The 16,198-nt window shown below is 49.0% G+C and carries 9 protein-coding genes; 2 read left to right on the top strand and 7 right to left on the bottom strand.

Features of this window, described 5'->3' with window-relative positions; translation table 11 throughout:
- A complete protein-coding gene (locus tag QZ327_RS07780; protein WP_294618518.1) occupies positions 1–558 on the bottom strand; it encodes a Panacea domain-containing protein in 558 nt (185 codons plus the stop codon).
- 632 nt (positions 559–1,190) lie between these two features.
- Here QZ327_RS07780 and QZ327_RS07775 point away from each other — a divergent pair.
- A complete protein-coding gene (locus QZ327_RS07775; protein WP_294618517.1) occupies positions 1,191–6,179 on the top strand; it encodes an N-6 DNA methylase in 4,989 nt (1,662 codons plus the stop codon).
- 136 nt (positions 6,180–6,315) lie between these two features.
- On the opposite strand, the gene tssD is transcribed toward QZ327_RS07775, so the two are convergent.
- Positions 6,316–6,705, bottom strand: a complete 390-nt coding sequence (tssD, locus tag QZ327_RS07770) for a type VI secretion system tube protein TssD (RefSeq protein ID WP_294618516.1) — start codon at positions 6,703–6,705, stop codon at positions 6,316–6,318.
- 690 nt (positions 6,706–7,395) lie between these two features.
- Complete coding sequence (locus QZ327_RS07765; protein ID WP_294618515.1) at positions 7,396–8,328, bottom strand: hypothetical protein; 933 nt, start codon at positions 8,326–8,328, stop codon at positions 7,396–7,398.
- A 112-nt stretch (positions 8,329–8,440) separates the two neighbouring features.
- Here QZ327_RS07765 and QZ327_RS07760 point away from each other — a divergent pair, with 112 nt between their 5' ends.
- Positions 8,441–9,196, top strand: coding sequence for an IS5 family transposase (locus tag QZ327_RS07760; RefSeq protein ID WP_294618514.1), 756 nt, complete (start codon positions 8,441–8,443; stop codon positions 9,194–9,196).
- Positions 9,197–9,204: 8 nt separating this feature from the next.
- On the opposite strand, the gene QZ327_RS07755 is transcribed toward QZ327_RS07760, so the two are convergent.
- From QZ327_RS07755 to QZ327_RS07740, 4 genes are all read right to left on the bottom strand, one after another.
- Positions 9,205–13,647: a DUF6531 domain-containing protein gene (locus QZ327_RS07755; protein WP_294618513.1), complete on the bottom strand. Its 4,443-nt coding sequence runs from the start codon at positions 13,645–13,647 to the stop codon at positions 9,205–9,207.
- 20 nt (positions 13,648–13,667) lie between these two features.
- Entirely contained in the window at positions 13,668–13,955 is a 288-nt protein-coding gene (locus tag QZ327_RS07750) for an immunity 17 family protein (protein WP_294618512.1), read from the bottom strand.
- Positions 13,921–15,297 carry a hypothetical protein gene (locus QZ327_RS07745; RefSeq protein WP_294618511.1) on the bottom strand — a complete coding sequence of 459 codons (1,377 nt, stop codon included), beginning with the start codon at positions 15,295–15,297 and terminating at the stop codon, positions 13,921–13,923. Before QZ327_RS07745 ends, QZ327_RS07750 begins: the two co-directional genes overlap by 35 nt.
- 6 nt (positions 15,298–15,303) lie before the next feature.
- Positions 15,304–16,198, bottom strand: an 895-nt coding sequence (locus QZ327_RS07740) for a phage baseplate assembly protein V (protein ID WP_294618510.1), incomplete at its 5' end; no start/stop codon positions are given.

Raw genomic sequence — 16,198 nt, 5'->3', positions numbered from 1 at the left:
TTAAGATAAAGCGTTCTTGACAATCTGCTTTTCGCGGATATAATCTACCATGTCTTTGGTTGCTTTTCCTGCCCGGGCTATATCTATAATGGTAATAAAGTTCTTTTGAGGATCATCCTGAATGCGGGTCATCGCTTCTTCCCATGCCGAGTCATGCGACAAGTCGGACAAATCATAAGGGTCTGCATCCTTATATTTAGCGATAGCGGCATCCAGACAACGCTTGTTGGCACCAGATATGTAATCCATATCGGGAGTAGCGGAAGTATATACTTTCTTGTCACGAACCTCTATACCTGAAAGGAACGCGTTGAAATCTCCGTCCAAAGGTTTGCCTTCTGCTATTTGCAGAGCCTTATAGGTATAAGCAGGCACGGGACCGTGCTTCAATGCCCTGAAGGAATCATCGACAATCACCTTGCCATATTTCACAAGATGATCCTGTTGGGCAAAATAGAGTATTTTGAACAACTTTATGTAGTCCACTCCCTGAGTGAAACTCTGCATGATGTAGAGTACCACTGCTTTTATTTTTGCTATCTGTATAGAAGTCTTCATTTCATCCGTTTCTATGATTTCACAAAGATACAACTAATTTGCTGAATAATATGTTCATAACATTAAAAAAATACAATCTTCAACTATATTTCCCCGCTTCAGACCTGTCGCCGTCCCTTTTTACTTTGCCATTCCCTTTTATACCTTACGCCCCCGATATAGTGCGGACAGTTTGCCTCAAGCCGCTTGCGCATTTTGTGTAACACGTTACATAAAGTGCGCCAAGCCGCTTTTGCAAAAGGACGGACGCGGACAGACTTGGAGTTACGGAGGACGATATGAATATTGCCCTCCACAGTTCCAAGACAGTCCGCTGTGAAGTCCGTCCTGGCTGTCCGTTTCCCCGTTTTAGCACTCCGGTTATATTATTCCATTCATCCTTTTCTACTTGTTCCATTGACCGCTTTTCCGCAGTTGTGCAACCTGCCGGGGATTGAATTTTTCCGCAAAGGTAACCGGCCGTCCCAATCTTGCCAATGCCGGCATTCTGCCGCGAGTGAGGCGTAAAAATCTTCCTCTCCGTTGTCGAGCGTATTTTTCCGCTTCAGCATTGTCCGATTGCTCCTGCCACCTTAGAATGCAGAAAAAATCATCCCGGCGGTCGAACAAAGGGAAACAAAACAAGGTTAAATATGAGTTACGACAAGTTGAAATCACTGGTGGCAAATGTGGAAGCCATCGAAACTGCAATGAAAATCAAGATGCAGGGCAGAAAGGCCACCCAAGAGGAAAAAGCCGTACTATCCCGGTATTCGGGTTTCGGAGGCATCAAGGAAGTATTGAACATTGGCACAGACCGACCTATTGGCGGCAACATGGATGAACCAGTCCGTAGGTTGCAGGAGCTTATCGGCGCATATCCCTATTTCACTGAACCGATGCGCCAAGCCGTCACAGAGAGCATCAAGGCATCCGTCCTGACAGCGTTTTACACACCGAAATTCATTGTCGATGCAGTGGCAAGGCAGATACACACGACGTTCAAGCAAAACAATCTGCGAATGCACTCATTCCTCGAACCGTCCGCAGGGATTGGCGGTTTCCTGCCTGTGGCAATGTCAGATACGTATGATTACGCCATTGAGAAAGACCATCTTTCTGGGCTGATACTCTCGTTGTTGTATGACGATACGATAACAAGTACAGGCGGATTTGAGACAATCGGCGAAATGGATTTCGAGCATACGAAATTCGATGTCATAGCGTCTAACATCCCGTTCGGGAATTTCCGTGTGTTCGATGCGGAGCTTTGGAGGAAAGGAGGCACATACGAACAGGCAACCAAGACGATACACAATTATTTCTTTGTCAAGGCTATGGAGCTGTTGAATGAGGGCGGTCTGCTGGCTTTTATCACATCAAGGGGTATAGCGGACACGGCAGGCAACAAGTTCGTGCGCGAGTACCTCGTAAACAATGCCGACCTGATTAGTGCAATCCGTCTGCCGGACACGCTTTTCATGCAGACAGGCGGTATCGAGGTTGGCAGTGACTTGCTTGTATTCCAAAAGCATACACACAAAGCGTCATTGTCGCTCCGTGAGCGGTCATTTTTGCAGACCTATAAGGAAAAGGTCGAGACCGCAGGAACAATGACAGAGAACACCAACCGGATTTTCACCATGCCCAAAACTGCATTGGCGACAGGAAGCCGCATTGTGATGAACCAGTACGGCAAGTATGTACGCAAGTACCAGTGGCTCGGCGATGAAAATGCCATGTTTCAATACCTTTCGGCACTGCTCAAGCATGATTTCGACCGCTATTTCCGCAAAGGGCTTTTCATGGGCGGCGAAGCTCCGGCGCAGATGTCGCTTTTCGGCAGCATGGCTGTTGAGACAGCGAACAGAGGCAGACGTGCCTATACCGAACCAATGGCCGAATGGATGAAAGACGGCGCAATGGTGACGTTTGAGGGACAGGTGGGTGTTGTCAGTTTCCGCAAGTCAAGCCATTATGAAGAAGTGGCTGTTGATTTCGTGCCAGTGGACGAGGGCAAGGTAAACACGGACAGGGCAAACGACTATTTTCCCATCCGCAAAGCATACTTTGAACTGTCTGCAAAGGAACAAGCGGAACAAACGGAGCAACCGCATTTGCGTGAACGGCTGAATGCGTTGTATGACGCTTTTGTTGCCAAATGGGGCTGTTTCCATGCCAACGACAACAGGGAGTTTATTATGCTTGACAGTCTCGGAGTAGAGGTGTTTACGATTGAAATGCAGCTCGGCAAGGACATTCTCAAAGCCGACATCATGCGCGAACCCATAGCATTTAAGAGGATAGACACCGACAGGAAACTGACCCCTGCCGAGGCGTTGGCAAGCAGTCTGAACTTTTACGGCTGTGTGGATATGGATTATCTGATACAGACCACCGCACAGGACGAGGACGGGATTGTCGGCGACCTCAAAGGTGAAATTTTCTATAATCCCGTCCGTGACGCATGGGAACACAAAGGCAGTTTCCTTGCTGGCAATGTCATAGACAAGTGCAAGGAGATTGTTTCCTGTCTGCCCGACCTCTCGGACAAAAGAAAAGAGTGGACGGAAGCCGCCATTGAAGCGTTGGAAGCCGCCGTACCCGAACCGATACCGTTTGAAGAACTCGACATCAACATGGGCGAGCGTTGGATTGACACGGCTTTGTATGCTGAGTTTGCAGCGGAACTTTTCGGAACGGCAACCGATGTGATGTACTTCGATGTGAACGACACCTATTTGGTGCGTCTGCAAGGCTATTCCCCCATAGCCTACAACACCTATTCCGTGCGTAATTACAACGGTGAGGAATTGTTCGTACACGCCTTGCAGGACACCGTGCCCGAAATCACGAAAGAGATAGAGCGCAACGGTGACAAGGTGCGTGTTCCGGACGAGGAAGCCATACAGGAAGCGGCGGCCAAAATCCAAGAGATAAGAACTCGTTTCAATGAATGGCTTGATAACCAACCGGCAGAAGTACGCAACGAACTTGCAAGAGTGTACAACGAGCGTTTCAACTGCTATGTCCGTCCGCATTATGACGGTTCGGTGCAGACTTTTCCCGGACTTTCTTTCGAGCAGTTCCCATACGACAGCCTCTATCCCTCGCAGAAAGACGCTATTTGGATGATTAAACAAAACGGCGGTGGTATCTGTTGGCACGAGGTAGGCACAGGCAAGACGATGATTATGTGTGTCGCTGCCTACGAAATGAAACGTCTCGGCTTGGTGCGGAAGCCAATGATTATTGGACTTAAAGCCAATGTTCACGAGATTGCCGATACGTTCCGCAAGGCTTATCCTTCAGCGAAGATACTCTATCCGGGAAAAGAGGATTTTACCCCTGCAAACCGCAAAGAAGTGTTTTCCAAGATAAAAAACAACAATTGGGATTGTATCATCCTGACACACGACCAGTTCGCCAAAATACCCCAGTCGGAGGAAACGATGATTGACATCTTCACGGAAGAACTTCGCGATGTTGAGCGCAATCTGGAAGTTCTGGAAAAATCCACGATGCGCTACCGTAGCGGCAAGATGCAAAAGGGGCTGGAAAAGCGCAAGCAGAACCTTTCGGCCAAACTGCAGGGGTTACGGATGAAAATCAATAAAAAGAAAGATGAAACTGTGGATTTCCATTCAATGGGCATAGACCACATATTTGTCGATGAATCGCACTCGCACAAAAACTTGATGTTTCAGACAAGGCATTCAAGAGTAGCAGGTATCGGTAACATACAAGGTTCCCAAAAATCAATGAACCTGTTGTTCGCCATTCGCGATATTCAGCACCGCACAGGGCGCGACCTCGGCGCGACATTTCTTTCGGGCACGGTAATCGTAAATGCTTTAACTGAACTTTACGTGATGTTCAAGTACCTTAGACCACACGAACTGCAGCGTCAGCAGATTTCGTGCTTCGATGCGTGGGCGGCGATATTCACGCAAAAGACCGCTGACTATGAGCTGAACGTGACAGGTGCAATCAAGCGCAAAGAGCGTTTCCGCACCTACATCAAAGTGCCGGAACTGGCTATGTTTTTGCGGGAAATCACGGATTATCGCACTGCCGATATGATAAACCTCGATGCACCCGAGAAGAACGTGCGTTTCCTCTCTCATGCACCGACTATCCAACAGGAGGAAATGATTGGACGGCTGGTTTCCTTTGCACATAGCGGCCAGTGGGAAGATTTGGGTCTTGATACACCCGAGCCTGACAATCTCGATAAGGCGAAGATGCTGATTGCCACTAACGTAGCCCGAAAAATGGCTCTCGATATGCGTTTGTTAGGCGGTAAGTTCAGTGACGATGCCGGAAACAAGGCCTCCATTTGCGCAAATACCATCTATGATTATTATATGCGCTCGAATGCCAACCGGGGCACGCAGTTCGTGTTCAGCGACCTTTCCACGTACAAGCCGAACGAATGGAACATCTACAGCGACATCAAGGAGAAACTGGTGCGGTTGGGTATTCCGGCTGACGAGATACAGTTTATCCAGTGCGCCACGACCGAGCGGGCAAGGAAACGGCTGTTCGAGGACATGAACAACGGCAAGGTGCGTGTGCTTTTCGGCAGCACTACCATGTTGGGTACAGGCGTTAACGCCCAACAAAGGGCTGTGGCAGTGCATCATCTTGAGATACCCTGGCGACCTGCCGATATGGAGCAACGGAATGGGCGCGCAGTGAGAAAAGGCAATACGGTTAAACTATGGGGCGACAACGTGGTTGACATTATAATTTACGGCACGGAAAAGACACTTGACGCTTATAAGTTCAACCTGCTTAAAAACAAGCAGATGTTCATATCTCAAATCAACAACGGCACAATCGCAGTGCGCCGCATCGACGAGGGCGGCATGGACGAGAACAGCGGTATGAACTTCACCGAATTTATCGCTATCCTCTCCGGCAATACCGACCTGTTGAACAAGGCCAAGCTCGACAATAAGATTATGCAGCTTGAAAAGGAACAGGCTATTTTCAAGAAAGAACGCATCCGCGCCGAGCGTAAGATTGCCGCCTTTCGTGAGGATATTGAAAAAGCGAAGCGCACAAAGGATTGTTTCACAAAGGATTTGGAATACATTACCTCGTACAAGGGTACAAAGGCAACGATGCTTCTGAACCTGCCGCAAGCGACTGCCGAGGAAATCGGGCGTGAACTTCACCGTATATCCAAGACCTACCGAAGCGGAGCATACGGCACTGTCGGCACTTATGCAGGGCTTGACCTGTTGGTGCGTAGCGAGTATAATATGAATGGGGCATTCGAGCGTAACACGTTCTTTGTCGAGGGCATAAGCGGACTGAAATACCAATGCGGACTAAGCGGTGCATTACCTCTCGGCTTCGTGGATGCGTCACTCTATCCGCAAGGCGCATTGGGCAAATTGCCCTCACTTATCGAGAAGCAGCAGAAAGCGGTAGAGCGGGCTGAAAACGAAATCCCGGTATTGCAGGACATCGTTGGCCGCAAATGGGGCAAGGCCGAAGAACTGGCAAGGTTCAAACTGGAGTGCAAGGAACTGCAGCGAAAGATTGACGAAAGTCTCAAAGAGGCTGAACGCTCACACACCGCACCCGGAACACCGTCTGCCGGGTATGAGGATGCTCCTAAGGCTGCCTGATACAATTTATATTTAACCTTTTCCCTCTGTTTGGTTGTGACAACCGGACAGGGGGATTTTTCCGTTCCGGTCTGCCGACGGCCCTGTCCCGTTATAACTGCCCGATCCGCATTTATACCTGAATAGACATCCATTTTTACCATTGATTACTCAAGTATGCGTCTCCTATCATAATAATGTCGGCAGAAAACGTGATGGTAGAGTACATCTGACGTTTCCTGTCGACATTGAAAACTTCCTTATAGTGTACAATGTACGAATACTTGAACTCCACAACACGAAATACCGAATTGTCTTCAGTATTGTAATATATCACCTTGCCACTTATAGCCTTGAAGGGACTGTTCACCATCGCTTCAAGAAGGATGGTTTCTTTGGTCGATTCAATGGTGATGGTAATACGACCGCCGGTAACATTCGTCACCGGTCTTCCTTTTGTATCTGTCTTGCGACTAAATTCAATATGTGATGAAATCACTTCTATATCCTTTCCTTGCAAGCACACGGTTGCCCTTAATTCTGCCATGCTGTTCTTGGTATTTTATGGTGAAACCAAAACCATCGTCTTGGTTAAAGCAGCAGAACCGCTTTCAAGAGAAGAAGAAGGATATCATATTTCGCAAAAATAGCGTTTTTCCATGAACTTAACAAACAATCAATTAAAAATTTATAGCCAATAAATTAGAACAAAATCAATTTACAGGCTGTATTCTTTATAAAACGTCATTTCATGGGGTGTTTGTCGGATATGTGAATAACCCGAACAATGCTGATTGGGATAATGTCACATTCTGCCTGAGACTTACGATGAAGATACCGATACTTACCGCTATTCTGTGCATCCGGTAAACTCGTTATATGCGAAAGTGATGTATGCCGTAGCAATGTAAGGAGAATCTTCTAAATCGGAATATATCATTAAAGCGAGGCAATCACAATGGGTTGCTTCGCTTTAATGTATCGGATTTGTTGGCGGTTAGCAGTTCAACAGTTTGTTGATATTTGGCAACTATCTTTTCGTTTCATAGTATGCCGTCAATTTGACTTTACTGTATAGATGCCCGCTATATTTTAGAGGCTTTTTAGCAAAAATTGTCCAACTTCGCTCGCAAGTGCATTCAAAAACAGTGACATCAAAACTTCGAAATTCGCTTTTACACCGTACGTAATTCCGTGAAATTGTATGTCTACATCTGCTATAACTATGATTCACAGTTTACCATTTACCTGATTCACAAACATTAAGAAACCTATTCAGTACTATATCTGATTTTTTATCATTCCCTAAATCTATTGCAATTCTTTTTATATTTGGCAATTTGTCAGGAGTTAATTCCGACAAACATTGAATTTCTAATTTTGAGAGATTCCCAGATAGTTTAACAAACTCCATATATTCATTAAGTATAGGAAAATACTCCAGATTTTTCATATTATTTAGCCACAAACAACGTAAATAAACAAGATTATTTAAATCGGGAATTTTTTGAATATGACTCAATCCATCTATTTCTAAACAAACTAAACATACTAAATCCGATAGAAAATCAAGATTAAGATTTTTCGAAGACTTATGAATTGATAAAGTTTGCAATTGTGGCAATTTTTCACATATAGTTTTACCACTTTTTAAATTATAACACTCTAATTGTTTTACATTTGGCAATGGCATTAGTAAATCAACATCAAGACCTTTTACTTCTAAACCCTCTAACTGCTTTAAATCACTAATAAGCAGATGTTGACTTCTTGTCAAATTATTGTATAATAAGCATAATTCTTTCAAAGAATTAATTAGTTTAAGTTCAGATAAATCTATACTTTTACTATATAAATCGGTTATAATTATTTTTTTTAAATGACCGAATATAGAAATTCCTGAAATACTTTTTAATTCAGTTTTTCTATTGTATGATTCAATAGCAACAACATTGTCTTTTATACATTCAAATTGTTGATAATTTATGTTATTATCATCTGCTGCAAACACTAAGGTAATAGTAGTATTTGGATTGACAAGAGAATCTTTCAATATTTCAATTTTAATTGGATCAAGTTCATCCTTGATTATTAAACGAATAGTATTCTCAGGATTCTCTAAAGACTCAATTTGATTGCATCTATATTTGTTTAGATTTTCGATAACCATAATATTTTTGATATTTTAGAGCCTGTTTAAAAATGACTGAAATCTTTTTCTAAAGAGGTTTCCGTATCCGCCAGATTATTTCTTTCTATGAAGCGACCAAACTTAAAAAAAGATGTATCAGACAGATTTAACGGAAACCGAGTGGCAATATATAACAAAAGTATTGAACCTGCAAGAAAGAAAGCGAAAATATGATTTGCGATTGATTTGGAACGCTATATTTTACCTGGTAAAGACAGGTTGTCAATGGCGGATGCTTCCTCTTGACTTTCCCAAGTGGCAGTTGGTCTATTACTACTATCGCAAATGGGCCTCTCAATTGGATTTTGACTTGTTGTTAGAGAAATTGCGTGGGCATGTACGTGTGAAACGCGGTCAAAGCATGGAACCCAGTGTAGGAATTATGGACAGTCAAAGCGTCAGATGTGGGAACAATGCTTCTTTGAACGGTATTGATGGAAACAAAAAGGTAAAAGGCATAAAACGGCATGTCATAGTGGATAAGAATGGCTTTCTTATTGCCGTTATGGTCACCATAGCTAATGTGCATGACAGTAAAGCCGCTTATTTGCTGATGAGGGTTCTTAAGGAGATGTGCTCCAGTGTAAAAAACATTCTTGCCGATGGAGGTTACCGAGGAGAACTTGTCGATAACATAAGAAAGAAATTCGGATATGTCATTCAGGTTGTTATCAGTGCGTACAAGGAACAGGGATTCAGACCCATTCAAAAGAGATGGATTGTGGAAAGAACATTCTCATGGATGGATTACAATAGAAGGCTCTGCCGAAACTATGAACTAACATTCGACTCGGCAGAGGAAATGGTCAAATTAGCCACTATAAGATTATTATTGAGGAAAATTTAAACAAGCTCTTAAAAGCCAAAAGATTCATCAATGACGTTAAGCCAATCCTCTCCATATTGTTCCTTCATAACTTCTTTAGCTTTTTCTGTTCGATAGGTGTATTTATCCATATTATCTTTATATATTTTATTTCCTTTGGCATGAGCTGGTGAAACCGGATTATACTTGTTAGCCCAATAATCCTTACCCTTTTTTTCTATGCCTCGTTCATATATCAATTGCTCTAAACCTCTGGATGTATCATGGTTTAATCCATCAAATACGTCTTTCCCATCTGCTCCTTCTAAATCTTTGGAGGTATATCGTTTATGGATTCCATATTTTGCACTACCAACATATGGCTTTTCTGTTCCATCTCTTGCTCGTTTTTTTCTACTATATACAGTGTCAAGCCCCCAAATATCAAAGGAATTATTAGGGTTACTAACATATCCATAAAGTGTAGGATTCTTTCCTGCCAATCTAATTAAATCCTGCGAGATATACGCCCCTGTCTTCGGATCATAGTACCTGAACCTGTTGTACGCCAACCCCGTCTCCCGGTCATAGTACTGTCCTTGGAACAAGAACGGTATCATACCCTTATTGCCGGTCTCCTCAATGACGTTGCCGTCCATGTCGAGCACACGGCTCCACACCTCGTTACCCTCAGTGTCGTATGCCTCTGTCGGTGTTCCGAGCTGGTCGGTCAGTATCGAGTAGGATTTGCCGCCCCTGAGCATCGCCATTGGCACGAATGACTCCTCGTCGAAGAGCCACACCGTCATGTCGCAGCGTTCAGGGTCGGTGTGCCAACGGTTTTCCGCGAAAGAGTATTCACGGTACTCCCGCCACTGGTGCAATGGGACGTTGCCATTCCAAATCCACTGGGTGACAACCGCGCCGAAACTCTTGCTGAGCCTGCGCCCCAGCGCATCATACGTGAACTCCACCTCCCTCTTGTCGGGACGAATAACCTTTACAAGCGAGCCGTCGGCATTCCATCGGTATCTCCAACGCTCTTTCTTGCCGTCAAGCCATTTTCCGGTTCCACGGTATCGTTCGGTCAGATTACCGTCCGCATCGTACTCGCAGTGCCACTCGCCGTCCTGCTCCAGACGGCCGCCGCTCAGATACCGGCGCACCTTCATGTCAGGATCGGGGTACAGGTTGCCCAGCGCGTCGCTCTTTCGCCAACGCTCGCTGCCGTCAGAGTACACAGCCCTGTCAAGCTGACCAGTAGGGGTATATGAGTAGCGGGTCTCGCCATACTTACTGTCATCCACGGACAGCAGCCTGTCTGCGACGCCCCAGCGGTAGCGGCGCGTATGCCGCGTACGCGCGTCTTTGCGTGTGCGGACGTCCACGAGACGGCCGATGTCGTCGTATGCGAACGAACGCACGACACCGCCCGGGAGAATACGCTCCACCTCGAAGCCCAGCGTGTCGTGGCGGTGGGAGGACTCCCACGTGCCCGCGCCGTCGGCATCGGTTCCGTCCGTAGCGGAGAACCCCTCCAGTTCACCGTAGGAGTTGCGGGTATAGCGCAGCGAGGCACCCGACGTGCTCTCAAGCGTCAGTATCCTGCCGGTTTGGTCGTAGGTGCGCTGTATGGTATTGCCGTCGGCTGTCTCCTGTATCGGAAGGCCGAGGGAGTTGTAGGCGAACTCGACCGTGCTGTCTCCCCGCGAAGCCATCGCAAGCCTGCCGGAAAGCCCGTAGGCATAGCTTTGGGCGGGGGCGTCGGAGGTCGGGTAAGATACGTGCGTCACACGCGAGCAGGCGTCATAGCTGTATTCGCGCTCCGTGCCCGAAGGAAGCGTCTCCCGCACGACACGGCCCCCGCGGTCACGCAGGTATCGCCGCACTTCGCCGTCGAAGCCTTTCTCTGCTGTGACGTTGCCAATGGCGTCAAGGTCGAACTCGTAGGTGCGAAGACGCTCGTTGACCACGCCCCACAGACGTTCCTCACGGTCGTAGCGGAACAGGACGACCCCACGGGAATCGCGGCGGCGAGTCAGCTTCCACATACCCGAGTAGCCGTACTCCACGCGTTGCACGTTGTCACGGTACTCCGTCAAGTTATCTATCCCGTCGTAGGACAGGTGTATATCGTTGCCGTCGAAGTCAAGCACGTGCGTCACGCGCCCGATAAGGTCGTATTCCCTTTCCTGCACCGCGCCCTTGGGGTTGGTCACGTGCACGCAACGGCCGAGCAGGTCGTAGCCGTAGCGGGAGGTGTTGCCCCGGCTGTCGGTGGCTTCCGTCAGGTTGCCGAAACGGTCATAGGCGAGTTTCGTCACAACACCGTAGGGGTCTTTCACCGAGGAAACGAGGCCGTCACTGTAGGACAACTTCGTGACCGCCCCCTCCGGGTTGGTGCGGCTCACAAGGTTACCCGAGCGGTTGTACCCGAACTCCCACGTGCCCCCGTCTGGGGTAGTCACGGAGATAGGACGGTTACGCAGGTCGCCCTTCTTGGGATAGACGGCACTGACACTTCCACCGCAAGGATCGGAACTGTCGGTGCAATTGCCCCAAACGTCGTATTTGTACAGGGTGCTGTTACCCAACGGGTCGGTCTGTTCGAGGAGCTGGCGGCTGTCGTTGTAACGCCAAAGGTGCTCGCCGCCGTTGGCGTCCACCTTCTTCCACACAAGGCCGCTCCGGTGGTGGTACACCGTAAGTGCGTCGTGGCTGTCGAGCACCTCGGTAACACCTTCGCGGAAGGTCAGCTTGTGGTTATAGATGCCGCCGTCGCCCCAGGTGTGGACACAGCGAGAGCCGATGCCCGTGCCATCATACTCGAAGTACCACGAGAGGCCGTTGCGCCACGTCTCCTTCACGATAAGACGTCCGGCATACTCGTAGGACATCGCGTCACCCACGGCATTGCGCTGCCGGGTCATGTTGCCGTTAGCATCGTATTCGTAGGAGGCGAGGACAACCTCTTTTCCCGGTTCATCAGGGTGCGGCCCCCATATCTCAAGGATACGCCCGCTACGCGTGTCGGGCACGACACGCAACTCGCGCCCAGCACTGTCGGTGATGGACGAGAGCCATCCCTCCCGGGTGTAACCGAAGCGGATACCAAGCCCGTTACAGTCCGTGACACTTTCCAGCAGACGAACAGAGTCGTACTCGCGGCGAGTGAAGCGGTAGTAGAGATCTTCTGCCATATCCCACACGCAGTAGCCGCCGTCACCCTCCAGACGCGCCTCCTTGCGCTCGGACAGGATGAACGAAGGCTTGCCCGCAGTAGGCAACGGGAACGTCACGGGTATGCCGTCGCTCATGCGTAGCGTGAGCGTGCCCTCTTCAGGCTCCACCACGATACCCATGTCGTAGGCATGGTGCCAGCCGTTGCCGAGAGGCCCGCGGTAGTCGCTGCGGCTATACCACGTGCGTTCCCAGGAGAGCGGCACGGGGCCGTCCAGCCAGAAGTCTTCTTCGTCGGTGAAGAAAGTACCGCTTGCGACGTCTACGGGGTGTCCCGTAACGGTACAGATGGCCTTGTGGAGCATCCCTTTCAGGGAGCTGCTCTTTATCTTATTGTTGACCTTGCTGTGCAGTTTGTCTGCTATCTTCTGGGTCTTTTTCTTGTAGAACCGGCCCAACGCGCCCTTGCACTTGCGTGTGAGAGCGGCCATCGGGTTGACGGGCACGGGAACAGGGCTGGTGAGTATCTGTTTCGCGGGTGGTATCGGGTTGATGACACCCGTGGGCAGGAACAGGCCCGGAACCTTGTGTACGCTCGGGATGCCGAGATCGTTGCAGTCAAGGTGCAGATGCGCACCGCCGCCCGAGAGAGGCATACCATCGGCGAGCACCGTAAGGCTCCCCATAAAAGCGTGGCCGTTGTTCTTGGGAATCGCAGCAGAGGGAGCAGCCCAGCCGGCCCCCATCGGGATGTGAGGGACGCTCTGCGTAGGCGTGGAAGCCACGGCACGCGGGATGAAGCCTCCGATCTTGACGGTGGCTCCCAACATCCCCACCACCATGGTCAGTACCGTGTGACCGACCTCGGCGAGTTTCGCAGCGTCGGCACTGCCGGCCTCTTCCACCGTAGGGGGTGGAGGGATGAACGAAGACACTGCGGCAGCGATGAAGTCCTGCGGACGGAGAAGCACGCCCACATAGGGATGTGGCATAGGGACGACAGGAGACGGGGGGATGTTCACAAGATGGATGTCCACACCGATGACGGGATCGAGCTGCTTCGAAATGGGGAGGCAGGCCTGGCCCTTCATACCCATCGCTCCCAATAGGGGAAGCATGGCAGCTTCGCTCAAGCCGTCGGCAAGACCGCTGATGGCAGCAGCAGCCTTCACGCCCGTGTCGAGGGCGTTCACTGACGGAGAAACACCGGCTTCGGAGTTCGCCGTCACACCGTTTGCGATGCCCTCGGCTTGCGCACCGATGCCCGCCTTAAGATTCGCACTCACGCTATCGAAATAACCTGTGTCTGCCATAGCCGTCTTTATTTAAGTCGTTATTTAATCCGAAAATACAAATAAGTGGATGCAAGGATGGCAATTACGATTATGACCCCGAGCCAAAAACGGAACCCGGCTGGTCCTAACAGTTCAAGCAAGAAATTTCCTCCCCAGCTTCCGGGCCTGAAATAAGTCCATTTCCAGTCGAATATCAGCCCCGCAAGCCATACCAAAAGCAGGAGGATAACTACCAGGTATCCCGCCTTGGGATTCGCGTAGGTATATTCGGTCGCATCCGTGAACATCCTCTCAAGATTCCTGAATATGTTGTTCAGCCATACCATTGTATTTCCCTAAATTTCTTTTATACTCATATAAATAATTCTCCCATCCCTCTCCGAACATCCGGGTCAGCACCTCGTTTATCTCATCATCGCTGACCAGTTTGGAACGTTCCTGACAGTTCAGCAGGCTTAACAGCAGAAGAGGATAAGAAGAGTTCCTGACAAGCTCTGCGGAAAGTTTGTCGGAGAGCCTAAACCCTTCCACATAACACTCCGCAGCCAATGACTTTTCATAATTTTTCTCCCGGCACCAGCCGCTCAATCTCAGTGATTCGCCCTGCATCAGATAGTCGTTGCACTTCGAATAGGCTTCGGCACCGCGATAGTATGTCTCGGCGGCCTCTTTCCAATGCGTTTCCCGCACATAGATGGAAGCCTTCCCCAACAGGGTGTTGCCGAGCAATCTGCAAGCCAGCGAGGGGTCTAATTTCTCTGCCCCGATTTCGGCGGCTTCCACGGCTTTATCCGCAAAGTACATGGCCATCTTATAATCCTTACGGGCCAACTGGTCGGTATACAGGATGGTATATACGGTTACAAACTGGCTGATCCAGTGGATATCTCTCTTTACATTATCAAGAGCGATATCAAGGCACTGCTTGGCGAATTTCTCCGTCTCCGGCACATTCCCTTTTTTCACACTGTTCATCAGTTTGATTAACACCAGTCTGAAATTGGAAGCTGCCGGATCGCTTTTATCTTCATTCGCCGCTTGTTCGGCGAGTTGTTCCATCGCTTCGCCCAAATCAATCGGTGGATAAATGGACTCCGTGTCATCGGAGTGCCTGCCCATGAGTTTACCGAACTGTTCATAGCCCTTTATATCAGATATGCCCCATACCATCTGCGGATGGAACGGCAAGGCAAGGGCTTTTCCAAACCATTCACGGCATCCGTCATAATCGGATGTGTTTTTCAGGTTGAACACAAAACTGCATTTCATATCGGTTCCGCTCACAAGGACTTCTGTCAGCCGGTTCAAGTTGGCGACTGCGACGGAAGCCTCGTTTTCTTGCATCACGACCGTATAGTCCGGAACCCAATCGACATACTCGGAGACGATTTCTTCGGGCTTTTCCGAATGGTTCCAGTATTCTATCTGTTGTGCGATATACGCCACAACATCTTTTGAGAAATCGGAGATGGAACTGAACGGAAGTTCTATCACGAATACCATATCCTCCTCTTCGCTGTCTACGGCAAGCATATAGTCATAGAAAGCCTCGAGCATACTTTCGTCTCCCGGCTGTATGACGATACGTATTAGCTTGACCGGTTTTCCTACTGCATCTTCCCATTGGTAGAGCATCCTGTCTGCTATTTGTTGTATGGCATTGCTCATAGACTGCTAATTCAATTTAACGATTGTTCCGGTTACCGCAGTAGTTCCGGAAGAATCTACCGTGGCTTTTGTTGTTCCGCTGACCAAGGCACTGCTGCTTCCTGTGGCTGTAAAATCGGTACTGGAGATATTGTAGGCTTCATTTGCCGTGCAATCAATATTTTTTGCCGATTGGGCGATGTTTTCACCGGCCGACTCTGTTATGGCTTTTTGGGCATTTGATGATATATTGCCGTCACTATCAATTGTGACGCTGTTTTCACCGACACACAAGGTAATGCTCTTAGAAGCGGAGATAGTGATATTTCCTTCTCCGTCTGCCACATAGCTGTTGCCTTCCTTGTCTTTCATCGTAATGCTTCCTTTCTCATCATCGAGCGTCACTGTACACCCGCTGCGGGTCGTCAGGCTCTTCGTCTTGTTAGAGCTGCCGCCGCCGGTGCCCGACTTCCCGTGGAAAAGGCTGCCCAACACGAACGGACGGTTGGGGTCGTCATAACGGAATGCGACCATAACCTGGTCACCCTTCTCGGGGATGAAAACGAACCCCCTGTTTGTTGACACCTTGTCGCTCGTGCCGGCGTCAGGCGTAAGCACGCGTATCCAGGAGGTCTGCATCGAACCGCTCTGCCAGTTCATACGGACCTGGACGCGCCCCAGCTTCTTCGGGTCGTCGTTGCTCAAGACAACCGCCTGCTGCGTATGGGCAACCGGAAGGGGGACGTCAGGGCACGGAAGCGAGGGAATCGAGGAAGGGAGGGCCGTGAAGTAGTTCTGGTAACTACCGCCCATACCCGCAATGTGCGTGATCTCGGTGACGATATAGGTGCCGATGCTGTTCTTCACATGGACGCCAATTCCCGTATGGATGGCAGAGTGCACGTCTATCACGCTGCCGACC

Source organism: uncultured Bacteroides sp. (assembly GCF_910578895.1).
Classification (GTDB): domain Bacteria; phylum Bacteroidota; class Bacteroidia; order Bacteroidales; family Bacteroidaceae; genus Bacteroides.
This window is presented reverse-complemented; position numbering and strand designations above follow the sequence as displayed.